The 12,811-nt window shown below is 63.8% G+C and carries 15 protein-coding genes; 13 read left to right on the plus strand and 2 right to left on the minus strand.

What is annotated here, in order from left to right; translation table 11 throughout:
- Window positions 1-265: 265 nt before the first annotated feature.
- The 4 genes from ACLGL5_RS35090 (at window position 266) to ACLGL5_RS35105 (ending at window position 4,035) form a co-directional block, all read left to right on the plus strand.
- Complete coding sequence (locus tag ACLGL5_RS35090) at window positions 266-724, plus strand: DUF2214 family protein (RefSeq protein ID WP_038649635.1); 459 nt, start codon at window positions 266-268, stop codon at window positions 722-724.
- Between the two features lie 251 nt (window positions 725-975).
- Window positions 976-1,953, plus strand: a complete 978-nt coding sequence (locus ACLGL5_RS35095; RefSeq protein ID WP_069093133.1) for a tripartite tricarboxylate transporter substrate-binding protein — start codon at window positions 976-978, stop codon at window positions 1,951-1,953.
- A gap of 90 nt (window positions 1,954-2,043) precedes the next feature.
- A complete protein-coding gene (locus ACLGL5_RS35100; protein WP_019861180.1) occupies window positions 2,044-2,517 on the plus strand; it encodes a tripartite tricarboxylate transporter TctB family protein in 474 nt (157 codons plus the stop codon).
- Between the two features lie 9 nt (window positions 2,518-2,526).
- Window positions 2,527-4,035 (plus strand): tripartite tricarboxylate transporter permease, encoded by a 1,509-nt coding sequence (locus ACLGL5_RS35105; protein ID WP_038649644.1) that lies wholly within the window; start codon window positions 2,527-2,529, stop codon window positions 4,033-4,035.
- 12 nt (window positions 4,036-4,047) lie between these two features.
- Here ACLGL5_RS35105 and nth read toward each other — a convergent pair whose 3' ends face one another.
- Window positions 4,048-4,860, minus strand: coding sequence for an endonuclease III (nth, locus tag ACLGL5_RS35110; RefSeq protein ID WP_069093134.1), 813 nt, complete (start codon window positions 4,858-4,860; stop codon window positions 4,048-4,050).
- Window positions 4,861-4,882: 22 nt separating this feature from the next.
- Here nth and ACLGL5_RS35115 point away from each other — a divergent pair, with 22 nt between their 5' ends.
- Window positions 4,883-5,377 (plus strand): DUF2244 domain-containing protein, encoded by a 495-nt coding sequence (locus ACLGL5_RS35115; protein WP_069093135.1) that lies wholly within the window; start codon window positions 4,883-4,885, stop codon window positions 5,375-5,377.
- An 87-nt stretch (window positions 5,378-5,464) separates the two neighbouring features.
- Here ACLGL5_RS35115 and ACLGL5_RS35120 read toward each other — a convergent pair whose 3' ends face one another.
- Complete coding sequence (locus ACLGL5_RS35120) at window positions 5,465-6,280, minus strand: class I SAM-dependent methyltransferase (RefSeq protein WP_069093136.1); 816 nt, start codon at window positions 6,278-6,280, stop codon at window positions 5,465-5,467.
- A 215-nt stretch (window positions 6,281-6,495) separates the two neighbouring features.
- Here ACLGL5_RS35120 and ACLGL5_RS35125 point away from each other — a divergent pair, with 215 nt between their 5' ends.
- The 8 genes from ACLGL5_RS35125 (at window position 6,496) to ACLGL5_RS35160 (ending at window position 12,697) form a co-directional block, all read left to right on the plus strand.
- Entirely contained in the window at window positions 6,496-7,374 is an 879-nt protein-coding gene (locus ACLGL5_RS35125) for a methylated-DNA--[protein]-cysteine S-methyltransferase (protein ID WP_038649656.1), read from the plus strand.
- A 218-nt stretch (window positions 7,375-7,592) separates the two neighbouring features.
- Window positions 7,593-8,063: a hypothetical protein gene (locus ACLGL5_RS35130; protein WP_038649659.1), complete on the plus strand. Its 471-nt coding sequence runs from the start codon at window positions 7,593-7,595 to the stop codon at window positions 8,061-8,063.
- An 89-nt stretch (window positions 8,064-8,152) separates the two neighbouring features.
- Window positions 8,153-8,473: a hypothetical protein gene (locus ACLGL5_RS35135; RefSeq protein WP_244748423.1), complete on the plus strand. Its 321-nt coding sequence runs from the start codon at window positions 8,153-8,155 to the stop codon at window positions 8,471-8,473.
- Window positions 8,440-8,961 (plus strand): hypothetical protein, encoded by a 522-nt coding sequence (locus ACLGL5_RS35140; protein WP_069093138.1) that lies wholly within the window; start codon window positions 8,440-8,442, stop codon window positions 8,959-8,961. Before ACLGL5_RS35135 ends, ACLGL5_RS35140 begins: the two co-directional genes overlap by 34 nt.
- On the plus strand, window positions 8,936-9,418 hold the full coding sequence (locus ACLGL5_RS35145) for a hypothetical protein (RefSeq protein ID WP_019861188.1): 483 nt from the start codon (window positions 8,936-8,938) through the stop codon (window positions 9,416-9,418). The genes ACLGL5_RS35140 and ACLGL5_RS35145 overlap by 26 nt, the downstream gene beginning before the upstream one ends.
- 204 nt (window positions 9,419-9,622) lie before the next feature.
- Window positions 9,623-10,528 carry a ribokinase gene (locus tag ACLGL5_RS35150; RefSeq protein WP_069093533.1) on the plus strand — a complete coding sequence of 302 codons (906 nt, stop codon included), beginning with the start codon at window positions 9,623-9,625 and terminating at the stop codon, window positions 10,526-10,528.
- A gap of 1 nt (window position 10,529) precedes the next feature.
- Entirely contained in the window at window positions 10,530-11,975 is a 1,446-nt protein-coding gene (locus ACLGL5_RS35155) for an amidase (protein WP_069093139.1), read from the plus strand.
- 107 nt (window positions 11,976-12,082) lie between these two features.
- Entirely contained in the window at window positions 12,083-12,697 is a 615-nt protein-coding gene (locus ACLGL5_RS35160; RefSeq protein WP_019861191.1) for a LysE family translocator, read from the plus strand.
- The last annotated feature ends 114 nt before the right edge of the window (window positions 12,698-12,811 follow it).

Genomic DNA, 12,811 nt, shown 5'->3' on the forward strand with positions numbered 1-12,811 from the left:
CAAGGGCCAGCGGACGACTCGCCATCATCCAGAATAGCAGCCCGAAGCAGATCTTCAGCCGCGCCAGGCCATCGGATACAGGGGGCGTTCCAGACCGGTCATGCCTGCGAACCTAACGTGCCTGGACCGAGCGTCAACGCCGCCTAAGACCAGGGATTCAGCTTCTATGGGAATTCTGCCCGACGGTGTTAATTTCCCGGCAGGCTGATTCAGCACATCTGCGGCGCGACCTTTTCAGACGCGTGCTCAACCCAAGGGAAGAAACATGGACACGACCGACCTTGTGCTTGCCATTATCCATCATCTGCTGGTGTTTTCCCTGGCAGGGATCATCGGCGCCGAATTCGTGCTGATCCGCGGCGACCTGCCCGCCGTAACCCTCAAGCGACTCGCCGGCATCGACCGCCACTATGGCATCATCGCCTCACTCATCATCATCGTCGGCATCGGCCGTGTCTTCTGGGGCCTCAAGGGTTGGGAGTTCTACGTCTACAACTGGATGTTCTGGGCCAAGATGGCGGCATTCGGCATTGTCGGCCTGCTGTCGATCATCCCGACCGTGCGCTTCATTTCCTGGAACCGGCAGGCCAGCGCCAATCCCGCCTTCGCCGTGCCGGCGGGCGAACTGGCCTCGGTGAAGACCTATATCCGCGCCGAGGCCTTCGTCTTCCTGCTGATCCCGGTCTTCGCGGCGGCGATGGCGCGCGGTTACGGCTACCAATAGATCTGGAATAGAACGTGAGCGAGTAGGGTCTGCAATCGGCATTTGCCGAAGCCGGTCGACTATCGACCGTTTCGGATCCCGCCTTGTGGTTCGAACATCTATTCGTTGCGTGCCGGCTGCCGCGGATATCCCAGTTTGCCATTTGAGTCCGATTGCAATCTATTGGCCTGCGCTGGTTGTTGTTTCATCCGCGGCCGGCATTGAGAGGAGTTCCGCGCAGCGGTTTATTCATATCCCGGAGGAGAATTACGATGCGAAAATTTGTTGCCGCTCTGGCCGCCGCCGCGGCCGTCACGCTTTATTCGTTCGCCGCCAACGCACAATCCTATCCCGAACGCACCATCACCGTTGTCGTGCCGTTTGCGGCAGGCGGTCCGACCGACACCGTCACCCGGCTCCTCGCGGAAGCCATGTCGAAGGATCTCGGCCAGCAGGTCATCGTCGAGAATGTCGGCGGCGCCGGCGGCACGCTCGGCGCGGGCCGCGTCGCCAATGCCGATCCCGATGGCTACACGCTGCTCCTCCATCACATCGGCATGGCGACGAGTGCGACGCTCTACAGAAAGCTGGCCTACGACACGCTGAACGCCTTTGAATATGTCGGCCTGGTGACCGAAGTGCCGATGACCATCATCGGCCGCAAGGATCTTCCGCCGACCGATCTGAAAGGGCTTGTCGACTACGCCAACGCCAACAAGGACAGCATCACCGTCGCCAATGCCGGCATCGGTGCGGCCTCGCATCTGTGCGGCATGCTGTTCATGAGCGCCATCGGCACGCCGCTGGTCACCGTGCCCTACAAGGGCACCGGCCCGGCCATGACCGATCTTCTCGGCGGCCAGGTCGACATTATGTGCGACCAGACGACCAACACCACCAAGCAGATCCAGGGCGGCACGATCAAGGCCTATGCCGTCACCTCGCCGGAGCGCCTCGACGTGCTGAAGGATGTGCCGACGACGATCGAAGCCGGCCTCCCCGCGGTGCAGGTCGGCATCTGGCACGGCCTCTATGCGCCGAAGGGCACGCCGGCCGAGATCACCGACCGCCTGTCGAAATCGCTCCAGGTTGCCCTGAAGGACCCGAACGTCATCGCCCGCTTCGCCGAACTCGGCACCAGGCCGTCATCGGAGGCCGACGCGACGCCGGCGGCGCTGAAGGCCAAGCTGGAAAGCGAGATCGCGCGCTGGAAGCCGATCATCGAAGCCGCCGGCCAGTACGCCGACTGATGGCTTGAAACGGGGCGCCCGCGGCGCCCCGTTCGCTTCGATCCGATTTCCCATTTGCAACGGCAGGCCCCAGCGCCTGGGAGGACCGTCATGAAACCTTTCGCAATCGACAGGACCAACGGCCTGTGCGCCGCGCTGTTCATCTTTTTCGGTGCGTTCTTCGCGCTGCAGTCGCTCAGCCTCGAAATCGGCACGGCGTTGCGCATGGGGCCGGGCTATTTCCCGCTGGTCCTGGCGATCGTGCTGATCCTGCTAGGCGCCATCATCCTCGTCCAGGCGATACGCGTCGAGGGCGAGCCGATCGGCCCAGTGGCGTGGCGCGGCATGTTGTTCATCCTGCCGGCGCCGATCTTCTTCGGCCTGACGGTGCGCGGCCTCGGCTTCGTGCCGTCGATCTTCCTGACGGCGCTGATCGCCGCCTTCGCCAGCGGCCGCATGAAGCCGCTCACCGCGCTCGTGTTGTCGGCTGGCCTGACGCTGTTCTCGGTCCTCGTCTTCAGCTACGCGCTCGGCCTGCCGTTCCAGCGCTTCGGCCCCTGGCTGCCCTCATGGCTGGCATTGTGAGACGCTGACATGGACTTGCTCAACAATCTCGCGCTCGGCTTTTCGACCGCCTCGACGCCGGCCAATCTCGGCTTCTGCCTGATCGGCGTCCTGCTCGGCACGCTGATCGGCGTCCTGCCCGGCATCGGCGCCACCGCAACCATCGCCATGCTGTTGCCGATCACCTTCCAGATCGGCGACCCGGTTTCTTCCCTCATCATGCTTGCCGGCATCTACTACGGCGCCCAGTATGGCGGCTCGACCACCGCCATTCTCATCAACATGCCCGGTGAATCCTCGTCGGCCGTCACCGCCATCGACGGCTATCAGATGGCCCGCCAGGGCCGCGCCGGGGCGGCATTGGCGATCGCCGCGATCGGCTCGTTCTTCGCCGGCACGGTGTCGACCTTCCTCGTCGCCGTCTTTGCCCCGCCGTTGACGGCGATAGCCCTGCAGTTCGGCGCGGCGGAGTATTTTTCGTTGATGATCGTCGGCCTCGTCTCGTCCATCGCGCTCGCCCATGGCTCGATCGTCAAGGCGCTGGCGATGGTCGTGCTCGGCCTGCTGCTTGGCATCGTCGGCACCGACATCTACACCGGCGCGCCGCGCTTCACCCTTGGCATCCGCGAATATGCCGACGGGCTGAATTTCGTCGCGGTGGCGGTCGGCGTCTTCGGCGTCGCCGAGATCCTGCGCAACCTTGAAAACGAGCATGAGCGCTCGGTGCTGATCAGCAAGGTCTCCGGCCTGATGCCGACCCGCGACGACTTCAAGCGTATGGCAGCACCCATCGTGCGCGGAACCATCATCGGTTCGGCGCTCGGCATTCTGCCCGGCGGTGGTGCGGTGCTTGCGGCCTTTGCCTCCTATTCGGTCGAGAAACGCGTGTCGAAAACACCGCAGGAATTCGGCAAGGGCGCCATCGCCGGCGTCGCCGGACCGGAATCGGCCAACAATGCCGGCGCCCAGACCTCCTTCATCCCGATGCTGACGCTGGGCATTCCGGCCAATCCTGTCATGGCGCTGATGATCGGCGCCATGATCATCCAGGGCATCGTGCCCGGCCCCAATGTCGCCACCGAGCAGCCGGCGCTGTTCTGGGGCATCATCGCATCGATGTGGATCGGCAATCTGATGCTGATCATCCTCAACCTGCCGCTGATCGGCCTTTGGGTGAAGCTGCTGACGATCCCCTATTACGTGCTCTTCCCGATCATCATGGCGTTCTGCTCGATCGGCGTTTACAGCGTCAACACCAATGCTTTCGATCTCTATGCCGTCGCCTTCTTCGGCCTGCTCGGCTATGTCCTCACCAAGCTGCGCTGCGAACCGGCACCCCTGCTGCTCGGCTTCGTGCTCGGCCCGCTGCTCGAGGAAAACCTGCGCCGCGCCATGATCCTGTCGCGCGGCGACGCCTCAACCTTCCTGACGCGGCCGATCAGCGCCGGCCTGCTGCTGGTGGCGCTGGCCGTGCTCGTCATCGTCTTCCTGCCCTCGGTCAAGAAGAAGCGCGAAGAGGTGTTCGTGGAGGAGAGTTGAAGCCCGGGCCAGTCAGCCTTGGCTCTGAACCTCGTCCACCGGATCGAGCGGAGCGATCGGCACCAGGGGCGCCGGAATGCTGGTCGTCTTCTCCTCAGCCTTGCAGATATCGGCGATGACGCAGGCCGGGCAATCCGGCTTGCGCGCCTTGCAGACATAGCGCCCATGCAGGATCAGCCAGTGATGCGCATGGCGCATATATTCGTCCGGGATGATTTTCAGCAGCCCTTGCTCGACCTGTTCGGGCGTCTTGCCGGGCGCCAGGCCAAGCCGGTTGCCAATCCGGAAAATATGCGTGTCGACCGCCATCGTATGCTGGCCGAAGGCCATGTTGAGCACGACATTGGCGGTCTTGCGCCCGACGCCTGGCAGCTTGACCAGCTCGTCGCGGTTGTCGGGCACTTCCCCGCCATGGTCGCGGATCAGCGCTTCCGACAGCGCGATAACGTTCTTGGCCTTGTTGCGCCACAGACCGATGGTCCTGATATAGTCGCCGACCTTGGCCTCGCCCAGCGCCAGCATCTTCCGCGGCGTGTCGGCGGCTTTGAACAAGGCCCTTGTCGCTTTGTTGACGCCGGCATCGGTCGCCTGCGCCGAAAGCACCACCGCCACCAAGAGCGTAAACGCGTTGACATGTTCGAGCTCACCCTTCGGCTCCGGCCGCTGGACGGAAAACCGGCGGAAGATCTCATGCACTTCGGCCGGACCGTAGCGCGACGTCCGCCGCACCGGCCGTGGGCGCGGCTTGGCATTGGAACCATCGCGCCGTCCTGGCGGCAATTCGTTTTCGGGCGTGGAAGAATCTTTGGACTTGGGGCTCGCCATTTCCCTCCTATAATATCCTGTCATGAGCGACACAAACGCCTCGTTCCAGGCCGACGAGCCCTTCTTTCACGCATTGCTGACCCCGCACCGGTCGCTGGGCAGGACAGGCTTCCTGGTCCTGATGGCCGCTTTGTCGTTCGGCTGGCTGGCGACCGGCGCGTTCTTCCTGCCGCGCGGCGCCTGGCCGGTATTCGGCTTCTTCGGTCTCGACGTGGTCGCCCTCTACATCGCCTTCCGCGTCAACTACCGCGCCGCCCGCGCCCGCGAGGAGGTATCGGTCTCGCGTACCACCCTCGACATCCGCAAGACGGCCCCTTCGGGAAAATCGGAAGCCCACCGCTTCAACCCGTTCTGGGCCCGGTTTTCGGTCGCCCGTCACGCCGAGATCGGCATCACCAAAATGACGGTTGAAGGCCAAGGCCAGAACGTGCCGATCGGCGGCTTTCTCGACCCCGAGTCCCGCGAGAGCTTTGCGACAGCCTTTTCGCGCGCGCTGGCGACCGCCAAGGCGCGCTAAACGGCTCTTTGTTTTGACGCAATTCCCTAGGGAAAGCGCTACGCGCTTTTTCCCGGGAAAACCGTTCACACTTTTCCTGGAATTGCTCTAGAACCGATAGCGCAGAAGCCTGCCGACCTTGCGCAGCGCCGGAATGTGTTTCCAAAGGCGAACGAAGAGTTTGGCGGGCCAGCCCATGCGGGCGGCGTGTTCGGGCATGTAGGCGGAAATATCCTCGACGAACCGCAGTTTCGGAACCGCCAGCTCCAGCTCGTGCGGATCATCGATCGCCCAGTGAACCTCGGCGCCAGTCGCCTTGATGGTGGGATTGAGACGAAGCAGCGTCAGGCCGAAACGGCTGTAGGCGTCGAACATCAGCTCGCCGCCGGCAAGATGCGAGACAAGCCGCGAAACCAGGCGCAGCCCCTCATCGGCGGGAAGATAGGGCGTCAGCCCTTCCGCCACCACGATGGCCGGGCGGTTGTGGGGCACTTCGGCCAGCCAGCCGGGCTCGGTCACCGACGAAGCGATGAGATGATAACGGTCGCGTGACGGGTAAAGTTTTCGCCTGAGTTCGATGACCTGGGGATAGTCGACATCGAACCAGTCCACGCCTGGCGGCGGATCGACACGGAAGATGCGCGTATCGAGCCCGCAGCCCAGATGCAGCACGATGGCGCCGGGATTTCTGGCCAGAAAATCCTCTACACGAACGTCCAATGTCTTGGCCCGGATCGCCAGGCCGATGCCGAGATTCTCGTCGACCTTGAGCCTGGAGAAGTCATAGTCGATCTTGCGCACCGCCTCGTCGGCGAAATGATCCCCAAGCAGCGAATGGGGCAACCGGCTCTCCAGCGCCTTGCCGTATAGCGTCATCAGCAAGGTTTCCTTAGCCCCGGTCAGATGCACTTTCTCGCCAGCCATGAGCGACTCCTGGCAGGAGCATGATCCCGAAAAGTGGATACCGGTTTTCGGAAAAGATCATGCTCGAACACAAAGAGAGAGCCCCATCCCGACCCATCGGGATGGAACAGGCTCTCGAAACCCCGAGTCTATCTGGGTATGCGCGGCAAGAAGGCAAGTTTCGGGTGGCGATCGCCGCCCCAAGGGGCGATATTCCTGGCCAAGGAGACAGTTCGATGAGCACACAGACAGCCGTCCTCAAAAAGGACATCACGCCGCAAGGCAGCGACTACGAGATCGTGCGCCGCGCCATCGAGAAGATCAGCCTCGACTATCGCGACCAGCCTTCGCTCGAGGAGCTTGCCGAGGAAGTCGGCGAGACGCCAACCGGCCTGCAAAAACTCTTCACCCGCTGGGCCGGCCTGTCGCCCAAAGCCTTCCTGCAGGCGGTGACGCTCGACCACGCCCGCCGGTTGCTCGATTCCGGCATGCCGCTGCTCGAAACCTCCTTCGAACTGGGCATGTCCGGCCCCGGCCGGCTGCATGACCTGTTCGTCACCCATGAGGCAATGTCGCCGGGCGACTACAAGACGCGCGGCGCCGGCCTCACCATCCGCTACGGCTACCATCCCTCGCCCTTCGGCACCGCCCTGATCATGGCCACCGACCGCGGGCTTGCCGGCCTCGCCTTCAGCGACCCCGGCGAGGAGCGCGCCGCCTTCGCCGACATGTCCAGCCGCTGGCCGAACGCCATCTATGTCGAGGACCTGGCCGCGACCGGTCCTTACGCCGCGCGCATCTTCGACCCGACGCTGTGGCGTCCCGACCAGCCGCTGCATGTCGTCATGATCGGCACCGACTTCCAGGTTCGCGTCTGGGAGGCGCTGCTGCAGATCCCGATGGGCAAGGCCCGCACCTATTCCTCGATCGCCGCCAGCATCGGCGCGCCAAGCGCCAGCCGCGCGGTCGGCGCCGCCAATGGCGCCAACCCGCTCTCCTTCGTGGTGCCTTGCCATCGCGCCATCGGCAAGTCCGGCGACCTCACCGGCTACCACTGGGGCCTGACCCGCAAGCGCGCCATCCTTGGCTGGGAGGCAGGTCAAGTGTCATCATAAATATCGTTTTTCCAGTTTTCGGCGAAGAAATTTACAGATCTTGGAAAGCGGAAAGTATTACTTGGGCTCTATCGGAAATTAACGATACAACCGGGGACAACCTTCGGTTTTTATAAGATGTTATTTCCGCGAATTATTTTAGTTTACGCTAAATTAACCACGATAAAGCGATCATGACTCCTGTTAATTCGGGCGATCCGACTTAATAGGAGGTCTCGATGAAGTTGTTTCGCACCGCCTTCGGTGCAACCTTGCTGGTCGCGTGTCTGGGCCAGCCTGCATTGGCTGCGACGCAAAATGTCATTTTCAATGGCACGATCACCCCGACCTGCACGCTTGTCATTGCCACCAACGGCACGATGACGGTCAGTCCCGACCTCCAGACACTCAGTTCCCACAACAGCGGCGGCTCTGCCGGAACCGTCACGCTGACGACGACAGGCGGCGTGTCGGTGAGCGTCGATCCGGTTACCGCCACCACGGTGCCGTCGGCCGACACGACATCGACCACCTGGACACCAACCTACTCTTCCGCCGGTGCGCACTCCATCGTCGAGACCGGTTCCGCGACCGCCATCAGCACACCCGGCGCCGACCTCGTTTCGGTCCATCTCGCCGGCACGAAGGGCGGCAGCAACCGCTTCGCCAACGGCAACTATCAGGCAACGGTAACGCTGCGCTGCGAGTAGCGCCCGGGAAGGAGGCATCCTTGAGATTTTTTGGAACCCTGGCGGCGCTGGCCGTCGGCCTGATCCCCGCTGCCGCGGCGGCCCAGTCGATGTCGCCGATGCGCGGCGAGGTCAACAGTTTCACCGACGTCTTCGCGGTCCGCGTCTTCCCGGCCAATCCATACGACCAGAAGATCAAGATCGAAATCCACGTCTACGATCAGGATTTTCAGCCGGTGGACGCCAGGATATCACCGGCTGCCTTCCAGCTCGGTGCCCAGGCTTCCCGTCCGGTCCTTGTGGTCGTGCCCTTCGGCGGCGCTGCCGAGCGTAAAGTGCGTATCTGTACCGAAAGCATCCCCTTCCCCAACCAGCAGACGCAGATAAGGGCGCAGATATGCGGAAAGTTTTTTGGGCACCGCAAGTCCTGACGCTGGCACTCGCGGCTGCTGTGGCAAGCACCGCTCCAACCCAGGCCCAGGACCAGATCTACAATCTCAACCAGAACGAGAACGGCTTCAATTTGCCCGGCGTCACCTTGCCCCAGGGCCAGGACGAGGTCCATGCCGCGGACGGCACCACTTGCCGTTCCGCCGTTTCCGGTTCCGGTGCCTATGTCGATCTCGGCGTGATCAGAGGCAACAACCAGACGGACAATGGCGTCGCGACCTATGGCCGGGTGGTGATCCCGATCGGGCGCACACCGAAACGCCTCGATTGCAGCCGCCTCTACGAACTGGAAGTCCAGCGCCTGCAGCTGGAGCTGAAACTGCTCAAAATGGGCCTCGGCGGCGACGGCCCGACGGGAAGCGTGGCCACCAGCGCTCCCGCCACCGCGGCCGCGTCACCTGGATGGGCCAACGAAGGCTGGACCATCAGGACCGGAAACAGCGATGGCAAGAAAAAGAAAAAGAAATAGTCGCGCGCTGCTTACGATGGCAGCCCTTGCCGGCTTCTGCCTTCCCGCGCAAGCTGTGATCATCGGCACCTGCACAATCATGGTCGGGGCATCGGGGACGATGACCGCAAATCCGGCCATCAGCATACTGGGCTCCAAACAGGCAGGCGGATCGAGCGCCAGCGCCACCGTGGTGGCGAGCTCCCTATTGTGCTCCATCCTCAACTTGCTCGACTGCTATTCGGTTTCGGCGCCGGCGCCTGCCGCATTCTCGTCCGCGCCGAGCGGCGGCGGCACCAACGTCACTTTCGCCTCTGTCTTCCGGCTCGATGGCTCGGGGGTCGACATCAACGGAAGCGTGCCGCAAAGGGTCACCAACGGCACCCACGCCCTGCAGGTCGATCTCACCGCCACCAAGTCGAGCGGCATCTTTCCCGCCGGCAGCTATCAGGGCACCGTCACCGTGCGCTGCGAGTGAGGCGACAAATCGCTTTTTGACATCCACATGGTCTGGCAACTCATCGCATGACGCGCTAGCTTCCCCCGCACCGGGGTGACGGCGCATAGATACGGATGCACCACGCACCTCGCCATCTCGATCCACATTGTGGATCTCGATCCACATCGTGCTTTCCGAAAGTCGATCCTGATTTCCGGCCAGCGCTGGCAGGGAGGCACTTTCTTGATAGTCGTCATCGGCTCGATCAATCTCGACCTTATCGCCAAAGTCGACCGCTTGCCGAGCCCCGGCGAAACGGTGAGCGGTTCCGGTTTCGCCACGACGCCCGGCGGCAAGGGCGCCAACCAGGCGCTTGCCGCCGCGCGCGCCGGTGTCCCGGTGCGCATGGTCGGCGCCGTCGGCAAGGACAGTTTCGCCGGCGAGGCGCTGGCATTGCTGCGCGAGGCCATGGTCGACCTGTCGGGCGTGGGCGAAACCTTTGCCTCGACCGGAACGGCACTGATCATGGTCGGTGCCGATGGCGAGAACATCATCGCCGTGGTTCCCGGCGCCAATGCTTCCGTGGTGCCCGGCGACCTCTCCAAGGCCTTCCTGAAAAAGGGCGATGTCGTGCTGCTCCAGCACGAGATCCCGCTGGCGACCGTCGATGCGGCACTCGAACAGGCACGGGCCGCCGGCGCCATCACCGTGCTCAACACCGCTCCTTTCCAGGGCGACGCGGCGGCTTTCCTCGGCAAGGCCGATTATGCCGTCGCCAACGAGACCGAGTTCGACCTCTATGGCGAGGCGCTGGCGCTGAACGGCCGCGACCGTGCGGCACGCATGCGCGACTTTGCCGCGAAAACCGGCCGCACCATCGTCGTCACCCTCGGCGGCGATGGCGTCATGGCGGCGACGCCGAGCGATTTCCTCACCGTTGCGGCCATGAAGATCACGCCTGTCGACACAGTCGCCGCCGGCGACACCTTCTGCGGCTACTTCGCTGCCGGCCTGTCGTCCGGCCTTGCGCTCGACAAGGCGCTGGCGCGAGCCGGTGCGGCGGGCTCGCTCGCATGTCTCAAGCCCGGCGCCCAGCCGTCGATCCCGCTGGCCAGGGATGTCGATCAAGCCTTGCAGGACGGCAGCTGAAATGATGCGCCCTGAGACGAAATACGCTGTGCCGCCGGCCGGCGATATCTGCCGCCTGTCCGCTATCGAGCTTGCCGGCGCCATCCGTCGCAAGAAACTGTCCGTACGCGAGGTGGTGACGGCCTTCCTCGACCGCATCGAAGCGGTTAACCCGCAGGTCAACGCCATCGTCTCGTTGCGCGATCGCGGCGATATCCTGCGCGAGGCCGATGCAGCCGATGCCAGGCAGGCGAGCGAAACCGGGACACTCTTCGGCCTGCCGATCGCCATCAAGGACCTCGCCTCGACGACTGGCCTCAGAACCTCCTTCGGCTCGCCGATCTTCGCCGATTTCGTGCCGCAGGAAGACGATTTCTTCGTCGAGCGCATCCGCAACGCCGGCGCCATCATCATCGGCAAGACCAATGTCCCCGAATTCGGGCTCGGCTCCAACACCTACAACAATGTCTTCGGGCCGACGCTGAACGCCTTCGATCCCGCGCTCACCGCCGGCGGCTCGAGCGGCGGCGCGGCGGTGGCGCTGGCGCTCGACATGGTGCCCGTCGCCGATGGCAGCGACTTCGGCGGCTCGCTGCGCAATCCGGCAGGCTGGAACAATGTCTACGGTTTCCGGCCGTCGCAAGGGCTTGTTCCCGCCGGACCCGATCTTGAGGTCTTCCATGCGCAGATGGGTGTCGAGGGTCCGATGGGCCGCAACGTCGCCGACATGGCGCTACTGCTCGACGTGCAGGCGGGCTACCATCCGCAAGCGCCCCTGTCTTATGAGAAACCGGGTTCGTTCCTCGAAGGGCTTGCACCGCCCTCGACCGGCGGCCGCGTCGCCTGGTTCGGCGACCTCGGCCGCCATCTGCCGATCGAAGCGGGCATTCTCGATCTGTGCGAGGCGGCTCTCGGCCGGTTCGCGGATGCATCCTTCCCAGCGGAGCCCTTGCTGCCGGATTTCGACTTCGAGGCGCTCTGGCAGGCCTTCGTGACGCTGCGCCAGGCCAGCAGCGGTTGCGCCCTCAAGGTCCACTATGACGATCCATCCAGACGAGGCTTGCTGAAGCCGGAAGCCATATGGGAAATCGAGAACGCCATGCGGCTGACGGCGCCGCAGATCCGCGCGGCCTCGGTCGTGCGCACCTCCTGGCATCGGATGCTGCTGTCGATCTTCGACCGATTCGACCTCATCGCCCTGCCCACCGCGCAGGTCTTCCCCTTCGACGTCGGCATGCACTGGCCCTGTGAGGTCGCGGGACGGCCGATGGACAGCTATCACCGCTGGATGCAGGTTTCAGCCTTCGCCACGCTTGGCGGCTGCCCGGCGGTCAACGTGCCGGTCGGCTTCGACGACAAGGGTCGGCCAATGGGCATGCAGCTGATAGGCCGGCCGCGTGGCGATCTCGCTGTGCTGAGGGCGGCGGCCGCCTATGAGGCGACACTGCCTTGGCCTGCCGGCGCCTGACGCGCATACGACGGCGAGGTGCTTCTCGGACGTCTTGCGTGGAGGCTGCGGCCATGCATTGATTGTCCCAGTCGCGCCGCGTCGGCGGCACTCCGAGGGAAAAATCCATGTCGCTGGAACTCTACGCCGCCTATGTTCTCGCCTGCATCGTCATCATCCTGGTGCCGGGACCGACGGTCACGCTGATCATCGCCAACAGCATCCGCCATGGAACCCGCGCCGGTCTGGCCAACGTCGCCGGCACGCAGGCCGGGCTTGCCATCATGATCGCCATTGTCGGCATCGGCCTCAACACGCTGATCGCGGGCATGGGCCACTGGTTCGAATGGGTCAGGCTGATCGGCGCCGCCTACCTGATCTGGATGGGCGTGCAGATGTTCCGCTCCAAGGGCACGCTGAACGCCGACGGAACGGCGAGAAAGCCGCGCGGCGGCTTCTTCCTGCAAGGCCTGCTGGTGGCGCTGAGCAATCCCAAGACGCTGGTGTTCTTCGGCGCCTTCTTTCCGCAGTTCATCGCGCCGCAAGGCAACTACTCGCTGCAGATCATCGTCATGGGCCTGACCGCCATGATCTTCGCCGCCATGTCGGATTCGACCTACGCACTCGCCGCCGGCCGCGCCGGGCGCCTGCTGTCGGCCAGCCGCATCAAGCTCATGTCTAGGATCAGCGGCAGTTTTCTGGTCGGCGGCGGCCTGTGGCTGGCTTTTTCGAGGTCGAAGTAGAAACTCCCTTCCCTCGCCCCGATCACGGGGGACGGGCGAGACAGGCGGCTCGCCCCGGTATGGTGGTCGCGTACTGATCGGGTGAGGGCAGCGCCGAGGCTGCGGGTAAAATAT

Source organism: Mesorhizobium sp. U510, assembly GCF_059180695.1.

Coding starts and splice junctions, on each gene's coding strand:
- ACLGL5_RS35090 (WP_038649635.1), top strand. CDS start 266: ATGGACACGACCGACCTTGTGCTTGCCATTATCCATCATCTGCTGGTG.
- ACLGL5_RS35095 (WP_069093133.1), top strand. CDS start 976: ATGCGAAAATTTGTTGCCGCTCTGGCCGCCGCCGCGGCCGTCACGCTT.
- ACLGL5_RS35100 (WP_019861180.1), top strand. CDS start 2,044: ATGAAACCTTTCGCAATCGACAGGACCAACGGCCTGTGCGCCGCGCTG.
- ACLGL5_RS35105 (WP_038649644.1), top strand. CDS start 2,527: ATGGACTTGCTCAACAATCTCGCGCTCGGCTTTTCGACCGCCTCGACG.
- nth (WP_069093134.1), bottom strand. CDS start 4,860: ATGGCGAGCCCCAAGTCCAAAGATTCTTCCACGCCCGAAAACGAATTG.
- ACLGL5_RS35115 (WP_069093135.1), top strand. CDS start 4,883: ATGAGCGACACAAACGCCTCGTTCCAGGCCGACGAGCCCTTCTTTCAC.
- ACLGL5_RS35120 (WP_069093136.1), bottom strand. CDS start 6,280: ATGGCTGGCGAGAAAGTGCATCTGACCGGGGCTAAGGAAACCTTGCTG.
- ACLGL5_RS35125 (WP_038649656.1), top strand. CDS start 6,496: ATGAGCACACAGACAGCCGTCCTCAAAAAGGACATCACGCCGCAAGGC.
- ACLGL5_RS35130 (WP_038649659.1), top strand. CDS start 7,593: ATGAAGTTGTTTCGCACCGCCTTCGGTGCAACCTTGCTGGTCGCGTGT.
- ACLGL5_RS35135 (WP_244748423.1), top strand. CDS start 8,153: ATGTCGCCGATGCGCGGCGAGGTCAACAGTTTCACCGACGTCTTCGCG.
- ACLGL5_RS35140 (WP_069093138.1), top strand. CDS start 8,440: ATGCGGAAAGTTTTTTGGGCACCGCAAGTCCTGACGCTGGCACTCGCG.
- ACLGL5_RS35145 (WP_019861188.1), top strand. CDS start 8,936: ATGGCAAGAAAAAGAAAAAGAAATAGTCGCGCGCTGCTTACGATGGCA.
- ACLGL5_RS35155 (WP_069093139.1), top strand. CDS start 10,530: ATGATGCGCCCTGAGACGAAATACGCTGTGCCGCCGGCCGGCGATATC.
- ACLGL5_RS35160 (WP_019861191.1), top strand. CDS start 12,083: ATGTCGCTGGAACTCTACGCCGCCTATGTTCTCGCCTGCATCGTCATC.